This is a genomic window from Alterotamlana spongicola (assembly GCF_035818475.1).
In the GTDB taxonomy this organism is placed as follows: domain Bacteria; phylum Bacteroidota; class Bacteroidia; order Flavobacteriales; family Flavobacteriaceae; genus Cognatitamlana.
Window position 1 is genome coordinate 327,689 of record NZ_JAYMGV010000001.1, and the last position, 13,510, is coordinate 341,198.

Annotated in this window: 9 protein-coding genes; 1 reads left to right on the top strand and 8 read right to left on the bottom strand. The window is 34.8% G+C overall.

The window, feature by feature from the left end; all coding sequences use genetic code 11:
* Positions 1 to 3: 3 nt before the first annotated feature.
* The 8 genes from VOI54_RS01470 to ilvD all read right to left on the bottom strand — a co-directional run bounded on the left by VOI54_RS01470 (position 4) and on the right by ilvD (position 11,378).
* Positions 4 to 1,890, bottom strand: coding sequence for a 3-keto-alpha-glucoside-1,2-lyase-like domain-containing protein (locus tag VOI54_RS01470; RefSeq protein WP_326280952.1), 1,887 nt, complete (start codon positions 1,888 to 1,890; stop codon positions 4 to 6).
* A 262-nt stretch (positions 1,891 to 2,152) separates the two neighbouring features.
* A complete protein-coding gene (azu, locus tag VOI54_RS01475; RefSeq protein WP_326280953.1) occupies positions 2,153 to 2,662 on the bottom strand; it encodes an azurin in 510 nt (169 codons plus the stop codon).
* A gap of 158 nt (positions 2,663 to 2,820) precedes the next feature.
* Complete coding sequence (locus tag VOI54_RS01480; RefSeq protein WP_326280954.1) at positions 2,821 to 4,413, bottom strand: NADP-dependent glyceraldehyde-3-phosphate dehydrogenase; 1,593 nt, start codon at positions 4,411 to 4,413, stop codon at positions 2,821 to 2,823.
* Between the two features lie 182 nt (positions 4,414 to 4,595).
* Positions 4,596 to 5,861, bottom strand: a complete 1,266-nt coding sequence (gene ilvA, locus VOI54_RS01485; protein WP_326280955.1) for a threonine ammonia-lyase IlvA — start codon at positions 5,859 to 5,861, stop codon at positions 4,596 to 4,598.
* An 11-nt stretch (positions 5,862 to 5,872) separates the two neighbouring features.
* On the bottom strand, positions 5,873 to 7,348 hold the full coding sequence (gene ilvC / locus VOI54_RS01490; RefSeq protein WP_326280956.1) for a ketol-acid reductoisomerase: 1,476 nt from the start codon (positions 7,346 to 7,348) through the stop codon (positions 5,873 to 5,875).
* Between the two features lie 16 nt (positions 7,349 to 7,364).
* Positions 7,365 to 7,898 (bottom strand): acetolactate synthase small subunit, encoded by a 534-nt coding sequence (gene ilvN, locus VOI54_RS01495; RefSeq protein ID WP_326280957.1) that lies wholly within the window; start codon positions 7,896 to 7,898, stop codon positions 7,365 to 7,367.
* Positions 7,899 to 7,911: 13 nt separating this feature from the next.
* Positions 7,912 to 9,642, bottom strand: a complete 1,731-nt coding sequence (gene ilvB / locus VOI54_RS01500; RefSeq protein WP_326280958.1) for a biosynthetic-type acetolactate synthase large subunit — start codon at positions 9,640 to 9,642, stop codon at positions 7,912 to 7,914.
* 50 nt (positions 9,643 to 9,692) lie between these two features.
* The gene (gene ilvD, locus VOI54_RS01505) at positions 9,693 to 11,378 is read right to left on the bottom strand and encodes a dihydroxy-acid dehydratase (protein ID WP_326280959.1); all 1,686 of its coding nucleotides are present in this window, start codon (positions 11,376 to 11,378) and stop codon (positions 9,693 to 9,695) included.
* A 599-nt stretch (positions 11,379 to 11,977) separates the two neighbouring features.
* Between ilvD and metK the strand changes: the two genes are divergently transcribed.
* Positions 11,978 to 13,231: a methionine adenosyltransferase gene (gene metK, locus VOI54_RS01510; protein WP_326280960.1), complete on the top strand. Its 1,254-nt coding sequence runs from the start codon at positions 11,978 to 11,980 to the stop codon at positions 13,229 to 13,231.
* Positions 13,232 to 13,510 lie beyond the last annotated feature (279 nt).

The following is a 13,510-nucleotide window of genomic DNA, read 5'->3' on the forward strand; positions in this document are numbered from 1 at the left end:
TACTTACCAAATTATTTCATATTTAACAAGACTCCCGTCAACAGCCAAAACCAATTCCATTTCTCCATTGACCTCTCTAATAATTGGAGTTTGCCCTGAAAGAATATTTATATAATACTCCCGATCTCCAATGGTATAGGAACCATCAATATTCTTTTCTATTTTTCCTGATGCAATTTTCATATACCAATCAATTAACCCTGCTTTAGAAAAATTAACCTCTCTTACTAAATATGTATCACTCTTATTTGAAGTTAACTTATTTTCAATTGAAACGCCCTTATAATTGTGCTTAAAAATGGGTAAGCTACTTTCTTTGTCTATTACATAGCCTTTTGAAACAAACTCTGGCGCTAGCCCGGTCTCAGGAAATGCACTATTTGCAGTTTCTAACTTTGCTATAGACTGATTTAAAAATGTCCATTGAACAGCTCCTCGGGGATTAAATGAACCATCGCCTCTATTATGCCACATTGGTGTAGCATCAACAAAATCACCTCTCCAAACACCAACTACATTTGCCGAATTTAAATCATATACATAGTTTAATCCTGTTGGCATTGCTACTCCAATAGTATGAGAAAGTCTTTTTCCATTTCCTTTAAAAGCAACAAAGGCTCTTAATAGTCTAGGGGTTGCTTCTGTATTTACAAAAATTGGAGTTATAGAATTCACTCTTGGAGGGTATGAGTCATAAGTATGAAAATCTTTTGAATTGGTAGACTTACTTTTAATTGACATCCCTAATTTTGGAGCTCTCCATGCTGCGGATTTAATATTAATTAAAGTAAATTCATGATTTCCTTTTGATAATTTCACCTCTTTCTTTAATAGGCCTTGATCACTAGAAGAATTATTTTCTATAAGTTTTTTGTTATCAATAATCAATTTAACTCCTCCGGTATAGCCAACACTTATGGTATAATTATCTTCTTCTTTAACATCTAAAGCCCCTATATATACAATACCATATTCATCTTCTTCTCCAGTGCTTAAAATATCTATCCTATCGGCCTTTTTTGTAACAGCTTTAGACCAATCGTTTAATTCATCTACCCCATTAAAAGGGCCTTTATAAGTTATATACTCCAGTGAGGATAACTCAATTGAAGATTCTTTTAATAATTGATATTTAAAATTTCGAATAGCCACCGGGCCATGATTTCCTTGAATCAATAAAGGTCCTTTTTTCACTTCATTTTTTTCAATAGGGCCTCCTGTATAAGTTGGCAATTCAACATTGCTATGAATACGAACACCATTTAATTCGACAGATATAAATTTGGCGTTTGAAATTTTTTCTCCTAAATCATTAAACTTTGGCGCTTGAAAATGCACTTTATATTTTTGCCATAATCCTGGTGCTTTTGAAGCATTACTTGTTGGTGGAATACCTCTAAATATTTTATCAGGGTCTTTCTCCCAGTTATTGTGAAAACCTCCCATATCTGAACCCAATGGGTTTTTAATTCCCCAACTATCCTTTAGTTGCAACTCATACCTTCCTTGAAAATAAATACCAGAATTAGATCCTTTTGGCAGAAGTACTTCCAGCTCAAGTAACAAATCACCGTGCTCCCAATTAGTAACTAAGGCATCGTTTTTTTCTTTATCATTAATATTTAAAAGAATCCCAACACCTGGTTTAAAGGAAATAGGGGTTGGTATCTCTATCTTTTTCTTTCTCCTTTTTCTTTTTCTGAGCTTGTCACCACGATCATGCTCTTCAATATCATGCACATCTATATTTCGGTTAACCTTAACCTCTCCAACAATTTGCCAATTCCCAGCTTGGTCTTTAAAATCATTGAGACTATTAAGTTCTATTTGCTCTTGCGCAAATAGATTAAATCCAAAAAACACAACAATTAATAAAAGTTTGATTTTCATAAATAATAGCTTCTAAAGTTTTTACTTGAAATAAAAAATTAACTTCATTCTTTTAATACCATCTACAACAAAACCAAATATAATTATATAACATGACATCCTTGTACAGTTTTATTCACTGAAAAAAATCATACTTGATACTTTTATTAAAAATAAACAGTGTTTTATCAACTAATTATATTGTTTTAAATAAAAAAGCCTGAAGCTTAAAACTTCAGGCTTTTTATTACCTATATTTCTATAACAGTATTTATTTCTTAAGTTATTCCACAATAAATTTTCCTTTCATCAAGGCATAATGTCCTGGAAAACTACATAAAAAATCATATGTTCCTGCTTCAGGAGCTTCAAACTCAACAACGGCTGTTTCTCCTCGGCCAATCAGCTTTGTATAAGCAATAACATCAGCACCTCCTTCAGGAATATATTCTGTTTCCTTTGCTGTGGCTGCTTTGGTTCCAAACGCTATTAAATCTACCCCTGCCTTTAAAAGAACAAAATTATGCCCCATAACATTCTTGTCCATCTTACCAACGTGCCTTAGTGTAATTTTTACCTTTTCACCAGCTTTAACTTTAATTTCTTTCTTGTTAAACTGCATGGCATCATTTCCGGTAATAACAATATCATTGGCATTGCTTTTAACTTCCTTAACTTCTTCAGACTTTTTCTCATAAGAGAATCCGTCTTGTTTCTTTTTTTCTTTACCGCCACAACTAGAAAGCATTGCACAAGAAACAATTGAAAGTAATATAAGTTTTAGTGTTTTCATTTTAGTACTTTATTAAATATTAGACTTTATATATGGAATCAAATATATTAATATAAACCAACACAAGCGTACAGTTTTTTTCAATGAAAAGAATTGTACTTAATTATTTATAGTTACATCAGTAATACCTAAAGGCAATAAATGCTTATGTTTTTAAACTATAAAATATAATCTGTACTTATAAAATTGGATGTCTTCTTTTCTAGTAATTCAGTTAAAATAGTATTATTATATTCATTGTCTTTTGAAGCCACAAAGGTTCGTATTGAAAATGAACGCAAGGCATCATGGACACTTAATGTTCCAAAGGCAGAATCTTTTCTGCCTGTAAAAGGATATACATCCGGACCACGTTGACATGAACTATTTAAATTAACCCGGCATACTAAATTAACTAAAGTATCAATTAAGGGGGATAGTGTATGAACATTTTTACCAAACAAACTGACTTGCTGGCCGTAATTAGACTCAGCCATATCATCTAAAGGTTCTTCTATATCTGAAAAAGAAACCACAGGGATTACCGGCCCAAATTGTTCTTCTTTAAATACACGCATAGCTTTAGCTACCGGGTATAAAACAGCCGGAAATATAAAATTCTCACTGGTCTCTCCGCCTTTTTTATTCAATACGTTTGCCCCTTTTTCTGTAGCATCATCAATTAATTCCTGAATATAAGCTGGTTTATCCTGCTCTGGTAACGGTGTTAATTTAACGCCTTCTTCCCAAGGGTTTCCAAATTTAAGCTGATCTACTTTAAACGCCAATCGTCTGTTAAACTCCTCTACTACAGACTCATGAACATATAACACTTTAAGTGCCGTACACCGCTGTCCATTAAAAGACAGGGTTCCTGCTATACATTCTTCAACAGCTAAATCTAAATCGGCATCAGGCAATACAATAGCCGGGTTTTTAGCCTCCAGACCTAACACCATACGCAGCCTGTTCCCCTTTGGGTGCTGAGCTTGCAACGCATTGGCCGACTTACTATTTCCTATTAACGCTAAAACATCAATTTTACCTGACTGCATTATAGGTGTTGCCAAAACTCTACCACGACCATAAACAATATTTACAACACCTTCCGGGAAACTGCTTTGAAATGCCTCTAATAATGGAGAAATAAGTAACACACCCAGTTTTGCCGGTTTGAATATTACAGGGTTTCCCATAATCAATGCAGGAATCAATAAAGTAAATGTTTCGTTAAGCGGATAATTATAAGGGCCTAAACATAATACAACTCCCAATGGTCCACGGCGGATATGCGCATAAACTCCAGAGCTTTTTTCAAACTTTGCAGAGTCTCTATCTATTTGCTTATAGGCCTCAATAGTATCATAAATATAGTCTACTGTTCTATCAAATTCTTTTTCTGAATCTGGTAAGTTCTTGCCTATTTCCCACATGAGTAACTTCACAACTTCCTCACGTTTGGTTTTCATTTGTTCAACAAAAGTTTCCATGCAGGCAATTCTATCAGCAACTTTCATGGTTGGCCATAACCCCTTACCATTATCATAGGCAGATGTAGCAGAGTTAAGAGCCTCTAACGCTTCTTTTTCTCCTAACTGCGGAATAGTGCCTAAAAGCGTATGTTTATATTCTGAAGTTGATGATATAGTAGAATACACTTCTGTTGATTCTCCTTCCCAGTCTCTTAATTCTCCATTGACCAAATACGTTTTTTGATGCAGCAAAGCATCTATTTTATAGGCTTCCGGAACTTCTTTAAATGTTTGTTTCATAGCGTTTATTTTTAGATAAGTCATTAATAATTATATCTCTATAAATTATTAAGGCTAAAATCATTCAATTCAAAGTAAAGAAATTAAACCTAAAAATAATGCAGATTACTCTCAAATCTAAAGAGATTGAAACGAAAACGATTTCGGGTTTTTAGGTATAATTTGACAAATTCAATACCTACTTAAACCAAAAATTGAAACAAATCTGGCTTGTCATTTAAGTAGTCTCCATAAAAGTTATGAGCTTTCATTTTACAGATTAAAGGATCTAAATCTGAGGGGGATTTTAATTGAACTCCAACTACAGCAGAACCATTTTCCCGATTTGTTTTTTTAGCATATTGAAAGTAAGTAATGTCATCGTTCTCTCCTAAAATATCAACAACAAACTCTTTTAGAGCACCTGCCCGCTGTGGGAAGTTAATAATAAAATAATGCTTTAAATTAGCATATAAGAGCGCACGTTCTTTAATTTCTGGTGTTCGGGTAATATCATTATTACTCCCGCTTACAACACAAACTACATTTTTACCTTTAATTTTTTCGGCATAAAAATCCAGAGCAGAAATACTCAAAGCTCCTGCAGGTTCAACGACTATAGCATCTTTATTATAAAGTTCTAAAATAGTTTCACAAACTTTACCTTCCGGAACCAATTGCATATCATCAAGATGCGTTTTACATATGTCAAAATTTAAATCGCCAACACGTTTTACTGCGGCACCGTCAATAAATTTCTCTATGACCTCTAAAGTAGTATTTTTGTTGTTTTTGATTGCTGTAGCCATAGAAGGTGCGCCTTCCGGCTCAACACCTATTATTTTTGTCTTTGGGGACAATTCTTTAAAAACAGTTGACAAACCCGCAGCTAAACCACCTCCGCCAACGGGGATAAAAACATAATCAATGGGATGATTGGATTGCTTTATAATTTCTAAACCAATTGTAGCTTGTCCTTCAATTACTTTTTCATCATCAAAAGGATGAATAAAAGTTTTACCAAGCTCATCACATTCCAGCATGGCTGCATGATAGGCATCATCAAACGTATCTCCAATTAACTTAATTTCAATACATGTCTCTCCAAACATTTTAACCTGCTCTACTTTTTGATTTGGGGTTGGAGCAGGCATATATATGGTTCCCTTAATTTTCAGTAATTTACAGGATAGGGCAACACCCTGGGCATGGTTTCCGGCACTGGCACACACTACACCATGAGATGATTGTTGTTGAGACAGTGAGCTAATCTTATTATAAGCTCCTCTAATTTTATAAGAACGAACTTGTTGAAGATCTTCGCGCTTAAAAAAGATATTTGCATCAAATTGTTTTGAATGCCTCAAGCTAGGGCTTAAAGGCGTAACTGCCGATACATTTTTAATAGTATCGGCAGCTACTTTTATATCATTTATTTTAGGAAAATATATTTTGTTTTCCCTATCCATAAATTATGGTTTTAAACTATGGGCTTCATAGCCGTCATAGATGATCTTAAAAATGCTCCTACTTTTTCAACAGGATGTGCTCTTAAAACTCGATTAATTTCAATCAGTTTAGCATTATCAACACCTTCTCCGTTGTCTTTTGCAAAAGGCTTACCTATAACATCTGTACTAACCGTTTTCATAAAATCTGCTAACAACGGTTTACAGGCATGGTCAAATAAATAACACCCGTATTCTGCAGTATCTGAAATAACACGGTTCATTTCATATAATTTCTTTCTTGCAATGGTATTAGCAATAAGCGGTGTTTCATGTAAAGACTCATAATAAGCTGAAGCATCAATAATACCAGAATCTGTCATAGCCTCAAATGCTAATTCAACGCCTGCACGAACTAACGCTACCATTAACACACCATTATCATAGTATTCTTGCTCAGTGATTTCAACATCTCCGGCCGGAGTTTTTTCAAAAGCCGTTTCTGCTGTTGCCGCTCTCCATCCTAATAAATCTTTATCGTCATTTGCCCAGTCTGCCATCATACCTGCAGAAAAACGCCCTTCAATAATATCGTCCATATGTTTTTGGAATAACGGACGCATAATATCTTTTAATTCTTCTGACAGTTCAAATGCTTTAATCTTTGCTGTGTTAGATAAACGGTCCATCATATTAGTAACACCACCGTATTTAAGCCCTTCAGTTACTGTTTCCCAGCCATACTGAATTAATTTTGAGGCATATCCCGGATCAATACCTTCCTCTACCATTTTATCAAAACAAAGAATAGAACCTGTTTGTAATAATCCACAAAGAATAGTTTGTTCTCCCATTAAATCAGACTTAACCTCTGCTATAAAAGAAGACGCTAACACCCCTGCTCTATCTCCTCCGGTTGCTACAGCATAGGCTTTAGCTTGTGCCCAACCTTTTCCTTCCGGATCATTTTCTTCATGTACAGCAATTAGTGTTGGCACACCAAAACCACGCTTATATTCCTCACGAACCTCAGAACCTGGAGACTTAGGTGCCACCATGATTACTGTTAAATCTTCACGAATTTGCATCCCTTCTTCAACAATGTTAAAACCGTGAGAATAAGATAATGTTGCTCCCTTTTTCATTAAAGGCATAACTGCATTTACTGCATTTGTATGTTGTTTATCAGGTGTTAAATTTAACACCAAATCTGCTATTGGAATTAACTCCTGGTAAGTACCAACAGTAAATCCGTTTTCAGTAGCATTAACAAAAGACGCTCGTTTTTCTGCAATGGCAGCATCACGTAATGCATAAGAAATATCTAAACCAGAATCTCTCATGTTCAAACCTTGGTTTAATCCTTGCGCACCGCATCCTACGATAACTACTTTTTTACCTTTTAAAGCATTTACTCCGTCCGCAAACTCAGAAGCGTCCATAAATCTACACTTCGATAATTGATTTAATTTATCTCTTAACGATAATGTGTTAAAATAATTTCCCATTTTAATTTAATTATTATTATTGGTTATTGAATGCCGTAAGCAATTCAGTTATTTTCATTTCTTCTTTAGTCACTGCAATTCTACCAGAACGCACAAATTGCATAATACCAAACACATTTAAATCACGCCTTAAAGATTCAATTTCATGTCTTCTTCCTGATTTTTCAAGCACAAAAAACTCTTTATTTACAGTAACTATCCTAGTATTACTTTCTTTAATTATATTTTGAATTTGAGGCTCATTAAATAATAAATCTGATTTTATTTTGAACATACAAGATTCTGTAAAAATAGTCTCTTCATTTGTATGATAGTAAGCCTTTATAGTTTCAACCTGTTTCTCTATTTGCTTTACTATTTTTCCTGCGTTTGTTTGAGTCATATTCACAACTATAACAAAACGATTTACACCGTCAATTTCAGATTGTGATGTTGTTAAGCTTTCAATATTAATATGTCTGCGTTGAAAAATAGCTGATATACGATTGAGTAAACCGATGTTATTTTCGGTATAAACAGAAATTGTAAATGTTTTTATATCTTCATTCATATGTTCTCTAAATTTAGCTTAAACGTACATCTGAAACTGATGCTCCAGAAGGAATCATTGGAAATACATTATCTTCTTTCTCAACACAAACCTCTAAAAAATAAGAGTTTTTAGAAGCAATCATTTCTTTAACAGCCTCTGCCAGTTCTTCACGTTTTGTTACTCTTTTTGCATCAATATGATAGCCCTTTGCTATGGTCACAAAATCCGGGTTTGTCATTTCTGTTGAGGCATAACGCTTATCAAAGAACAATTGTTGCCATTGACGTACCATTCCTAAGAATTCATTATTCAACACTACAATTTTAACCGGCACTTTTTGTTGGAAGATGGTTCCCAATTCCTGAATATTCATTTGATATCCACCATCGCCTATAATAGCAACCACTTCTCTTTCTGGGGCTGCCATTTTAGCTCCAATAGCAGCAGGAAGCGCAAATCCCATGGTTCCTAAACCTCCGGATGTAATATTACTTTTTGTTACATTGAAGTCTGCATAACGACAGGCAATCATTTGATGTTGGCCAACATCTGAAACAATGGCTGCATTACCTTTACTTTCAATATTTATCTGCTTTAACACCTCTCCCATTGTTAACCCTTCTTTAGTAGGATCAATATCATTCTTAATAACCGATTCAAACTCTATGGCATATAAATCTTTAAATTCTTGTAACCATGCTTCATGAGAATTTTCATTTAAAGCTTGTTCTAACATGGCCAAACTCTCCTTAGAATTTCCTAATACAGCAACATCCGTTTTTACATTTTTGTCAATCTCAGCGGGATCAATATCAAAATGAATAATTTTTGCCTGTTTTGCATAAGTGTTTAAATCACCCGTAACACGGTCATCAAAACGCATTCCTATTGCAATAAGCACATCACACTCATTAGTTTTAAGGTTGGGCGCATAGTTACCATGCATTCCTACCATACCTACATTTAAAGGATGTGAGGTAGGTAACGCAGAAGCTCCTAAAATGGTCCATGCAGAAGGAATTCCTGCCTTTTCTATAACGGCTTTTAATTCAGCTTCAGCTTCTCCTAAGATGACACCCTGCCCCCAAACAATAAACGGTTTTTTAGCATTGTTAATTAATTCGGCAGCAGCATCAATAGCTCTTTGCTCTGTTTTTGGCACCGGGTTGTAACTTCTAACACCCTGGCATTTCTCATATTTAAAATCCAATTCGCCAAATTGAGCATCTTTAGTAATATCTACCAATACAGGTCCCGGCCTACCACTTTTAGCTATATAAAAAGCTTTAGCCAATGCTTCAGGAATATCTTCAGATTTTGTTACCTGGCAATTCCATTTGGTTACTGGTGTAGAAATACCAACAATATCAGTTTCTTGAAAAGCATCACTCCCCAATAAATGAGAAGGTACTTGCCCTGTAATACAAACCAATGGTGTAGAGTCTATTTGTGCATCTGCAATTCCTGTAATCAAGTTTGTTGCTCCAGGCCCTGAGGTAGCCATAGCAACTCCTACTTTTCCTGAAATTCTTGCATACCCTTGAGCAGCGTGAGCTGCTCCTTGTTCGTGGCGTGTTAGTACATGATGTATCTGATCCTGAAACTTGAATAACTCATCATAGACAGGCATAATAGCACCTCCTGGATATCCATAAAGTATGTCTACGTCTTCAGCAATTAAGCATTTTATAATAGCTTCACTACCCGTTATACGCTGTGTTTCTTCTGCCACTTGTGTTTTATTTATCGTTTGTGTTTTCATAGTTCTCAATATTTTGAGATTTCCATTTACACAGAAATGAAAAAAATCTATTAAAATGCGTCAGTTACACACCCTTTTGATGCGGATGCTACTGATTTTGCATATTTATATAATATTCCTTTTTTATGTTTTAATTCCGGCGCTATCCATTGTGCTTTTCTTTCGGCTAATTCTTCATCAGAAAGTAACACGTTAATAGAATTATCTTCTGCGTTAATTCTAATTTTATCTCCAGTTTTCAATAATCCTATAGTGCCTCCTGATTGTGCTTCTGGTGTAATATGCCCCACAACAAATCCATGTGTTCCTCCGGAAAAACGGCCATCTGTAATTAAAGCTACAGATTTTCCTAAACCTGCTCCCATTATCAAAGAAGTTGGTTTCAACATTTCCGGCATTCCCGGCCCTCCTTTTGGTCCTACATAACGGATAACTACAACATCACCTTTTTCTACCTCTCCATTAGAAATACCTGTATTTGCAGCTTGCTCTCCATCATAAACAACAGCCTTACCTTCAAATAACAATCCTTCATTTCCTGATATTTTTGCCACAGCACCTTCAGCCGCTAAGTTTCCATAAAGGATTTGCAGGTTCCCTGAAGATTTTAAAGCTTTATCTTTTGGATAAATAACATCTTGATCATTTTCAAACTTAAGAGGCTCAACACCTTTTAAATTTTCAGCCAAAGTTTTTCCTGTTACTGTTAAGCAATCACCATGTAAATACCCATTATCCAATAGATATTTCATAACTGCCGGAGTTCCTCCAACACCATGCACATCTTCCATTAAATATTTTCCGCTAGGTTTTAAATCTCCTATTAAAGGTGTTCTGTCACTAACACGTTGAAAGTCTTCTAATGTAAACTCTATGTCTGCTGCATGTGCAATAGCTAAAAAATGTAATACCGCATTTGTGGATCCTCCTAATGCATTTACAAGTGCAATAGCATTTTCAATAGATTTTTTAGAAATAATATCTAATGGTTTTAAATCTAACTCTAAAAGATTTTTAATCGCCCTTGCCGTTCTTTCACTTTCAGATAATTTATTTGGATTCTCAGCAGGAATAGAAGAATTATAAGGCAATGAAAAACCCATACATTCTATAGCTGAAGCCATAGTATTAGCTGTATACATTCCCCCACAAGCTCCTGCTCCTGGAATGGCCTTTTTTATAATCTCTCTATATTCATCTTCGTCAATTTCACCTGCTACTTTTTGACCTAAAGCTTCAAAAGCTGAAACAATATTTAATTTTCTCCCTTTATAGTTTCCTGATGCGATAGTACCTCCATACATCATAATAGACGGGCGGTTTAAACGCAACATAGCAATTACAGCTCCCGGCATATTTTTATCACAACCTACAACAGAAATAAGGGCGTCATAACTCTGGGCATTCATAACTGTTTCAATAGAATCTGCTATAATATCACGAGAAGCTAAAGAATAGTTCATTCCAGAAGTCCCCATTGAAATACCATCACTAACACCAATAGTATTAAAGCCTAAACCAACTAGACCAGCTATATTGCATTCTACCTTTACCTCACCTGCTATACCATTTAAATGCATATTACATGGGTTTCCATCATAACCCGTGCTGGCAATCCCCACTTGAGCTTTGTTCATATCCTCATCTGAAAAACCTACAGCGTACAACATGGCTTGAGATGCTGGCTGAGATTCATCTTGAGTTAGCCTTCTACTATATTTATTAAGTTGTTTCATATTTATTGCAAATAATTTTATAATTTGTACTATTATGATCTATTCTTTTAACAGATTTAAGGGTTTTAACACAAATTCCTTAAAATAAGTTTCGAAAATAATTTATTACCCTCTTTTAGTCATTAACCTTTATGATTTATAGTTAAATTCACGATAACAAAAAATAACATAAAGAACTATATTTCAGCAATTTAAACACATATTTTTATGATGTTCAAAAATGAAAAAATAATGCATTAAAAAAGCCTTCCGTTACGGGAAGGCTTTTTTTAATTTATTTAAATTATATTATACCATTCCCTATCCTTGTGAAATAATCACAATGACAATAATAGAGATGATATTTAATACTTGTTTCTTCATATATACCGCAAATATTTAAAATTTATAATTAACCACAAAATTTTTCTTAAAAAGAAAAAAAACAAATGCCCATATTCTTTTTATTCTTTATTTTTGCATCCACAATTAATAGAGGAAAGATTTGACTGATTGCAACCTCTTTATGTTAAGTTTGATTTAACATAAAACAAAAATGCTAAAGGCAGTGTAAACTTCCTTTGACGCTATCGTCAAATCTTATCAACAAAAAACAAAAGATGGCTTATTTATTCACTTCAGAAAGTGTTTCTGAAGGACATCCGGACAAAGTGGCTGATCAAATTAGTGATGCTTTAATCGATAATTTTTTAGCTTTTGACAAAGAGTCAAAAGTAGCTTGTGAAACTTTGGTTACTACCGGTCAGGTTGTTCTTGCCGGTGAGGTAAAATCTACAACCTATTTAGATGTACAAAAAATAGCACGAGATACCATAAATAAAATTGGGTATACCAAAGGAGAATACATGTTTGATGGAAATTCCTGCGGCGTACTTTCAGCAATTCACGAACAATCTGATGATATTAACCAGGGGGTAGACCGGGGTAGTAAAGAAGAACAGGGAGCTGGAGACCAAGGTATGATGTTTGGTTATGCTACCAATGAAACTGAAAACTTTATGCCACTGGCCTTAGACCTGTCTCATCTTATGCTAAAAGAACTTGCTGAATTACGACGAGAAGATAAAGACATTACTTATTTGAGGCCGGACTCTAAAAGTCAGGTTACTATTGAGTACAGTGACGACAATATACCACAGCGTATTGAAGCTATTGTTGTATCTACTCAGCATGATGATTTTGCTGATGATGACACCATGTTAAATCAAATCAGAAAAGATATTGTAGAGATATTGATTCCCCGTGTGATCTCTAAATTACCTGAAAACATTCAAAAACTGTTTAATGACGATATTAAATACCATATTAATCCAACCGGGAAATTTGTTATTGGTGGCCCACATGGAGATACTGGGTTAACTGGTCGCAAAATTATTGTAGACACCTATGGTGGAAAAGGTGCTCATGGTGGAGGGGCTTTCTCCGGAAAAGACCCGAGTAAAGTTGACAGAAGTGCAGCCTACGCTACCAGACATATTGCTAAAAATCTGGTTGCGGCTGGTGTTGCTGATGAAGTTTTAGTGCAGGTAAGCTACGCCATTGGAGTTGTTGAACCTATGGGGATTTTTATTGATACCTATGGCACTTGTCCTTTTAATATGACTGATGGCGAAATTGCAGAAAAGGTATCTAAAATCTTTGATATGCGTCCGTTTGCTATTGAGGAACGACTAAAATTGCGATCACCTATGTATAGTGAAACTGCTGCTTACGGACATATGGGGCGTAAAAACCAAACCGTAAGTAAAACATTTTCTCAGCCAAACGGCCAAACTAAAACCCTAGACGTGGAATTATTCACCTGGGAAAAATTAGATTATGTCGACAAAGTAAAAGAAGCTTTTGAGCTTTAGGTCATATATAAGTTGAATTATTTATGATTTCAGGGATAAGGTAAAAACTGAACAGAAGGAGATGTCCGTTTACTGGGTGTAGACAATGGCGCCCGCGACAACATTCAAGGGTTCCAACAAACCAATAAGGTCACAGCACACAATGGGCGTTGTTTAGCCATTATACAATCCACATTTAATACAAATGCCTTATGAAACAGCTCATAAGGCATTTTTTTTGCTTGCAATCAATTTACAGCTTCTTGACTTTGTAAAAAAAATTCAACTAAATTCGTTTAA

Coding starts and splice junctions, on each gene's coding strand:
- ilvA (WP_326280955.1), bottom strand. CDS start 5,861: ATGGATAGGGAAAACAAAATATATTTTCCTAAAATAAATGATATAAAA.
- ilvB (WP_326280958.1), bottom strand. CDS start 9,642: ATGAAAACACAAACGATAAATAAAACACAAGTGGCAGAAGAAACACAG.
- metK (WP_326280960.1), top strand. CDS start 11,978: ATGGCTTATTTATTCACTTCAGAAAGTGTTTCTGAAGGACATCCGGAC.
- ilvN (WP_326280957.1), bottom strand. CDS start 7,898: ATGAATGAAGATATAAAAACATTTACAATTTCTGTTTATACCGAAAAT.
- azu (WP_326280953.1), bottom strand. CDS start 2,662: ATGAAAACACTAAAACTTATATTACTTTCAATTGTTTCTTGTGCAATG.
- VOI54_RS01470 (WP_326280952.1), bottom strand. CDS start 1,890: ATGAAAATCAAACTTTTATTAATTGTTGTGTTTTTTGGATTTAATCTA.
- ilvC (WP_326280956.1), bottom strand. CDS start 7,348: ATGGGAAATTATTTTAACACATTATCGTTAAGAGATAAATTAAATCAA.
- VOI54_RS01480 (WP_326280954.1), bottom strand. CDS start 4,413: ATGAAACAAACATTTAAAGAAGTTCCGGAAGCCTATAAAATAGATGCT.
- ilvD (WP_326280959.1), bottom strand. CDS start 11,378: ATGAAACAACTTAATAAATATAGTAGAAGGCTAACTCAAGATGAATCT.